This window comes from Pseudomonas sp. SWRI92 (assembly GCF_014268685.1).
GTDB classification, from domain to species: Bacteria; Pseudomonadota; Gammaproteobacteria; order Pseudomonadales; family Pseudomonadaceae; genus Aquipseudomonas; species Aquipseudomonas marvdashtae.
This window is the reverse complement of record NZ_JABWQY010000049.1, coordinates 1-567: the sequence shown is the minus strand read 5'-3', so window position 1 is coordinate 567 and position 567 is coordinate 1. Positions and strand designations below refer to the sequence as shown.

Genomic DNA, 567 nt, shown 5'->3' with positions numbered 1-567 from the left:
CGAATTTCTCAACTAAGAGAACTCACAAATTTTACCTTAGCCTGAGCCGTTACCAGTGAAAGTAACGTCCAGTCTATCTTTCTATCACATACCCAAATTTTTAAAGAACGATCTAATCAAAAGACTAGAAATCAACATTCACCATCACATCGATGGAATGCTCATTTCTAAGCTTTCAGAAGCAGTTTATGGTGGAGCCAAGCGGGATCGAACCGCTGACCTCCTGCGTGCAAGGCAGGCGCTCTCCCAGCTGAGCTATGGCCCCATTACAAAATTGGTGGGTCTGGGCAGATTCGAACTGCCGACCTCACCCTTATCAGGGGTGCGCTCTAACCAACTGAGCTACAGACCCAATTTCGAGCTTGTAACTGTTAGCTGTGAGCTATCAGCTTGGAGCTTAAAGCTGCTTCTATCGTCTTCTTCAATGAATCAAGCAATTCGTGTGGGAGCTCATGGAGCAGCTGCGGTCGTCGATTAAGGAGGTGATCCAGCCGCAGGTTCCCCTACGGCTACCTTGTTACGACTTCACCCCAGTCATGAATCACACCGTGGTAACCGTCCTCCCGA

At 48.3% G+C, this 567-nt stretch carries 2 tRNA genes and 1 rRNA gene; all 3 read right to left on the bottom strand.

Annotated elements, in window-relative coordinates:
- Positions 1-189: 189 nt before the first annotated feature.
- Positions 190-265 (bottom strand) — tRNA-Ala (locus HU762_RS26545).
- 10 nt (positions 266-275) lie between these two features.
- Positions 276-352, bottom strand: a tRNA-Ile gene (locus HU762_RS26540).
- A gap of 123 nt (positions 353-475) precedes the next feature.
- Positions 476-567 (bottom strand): 16S ribosomal RNA (locus HU762_RS26535); the annotation flags it as partial.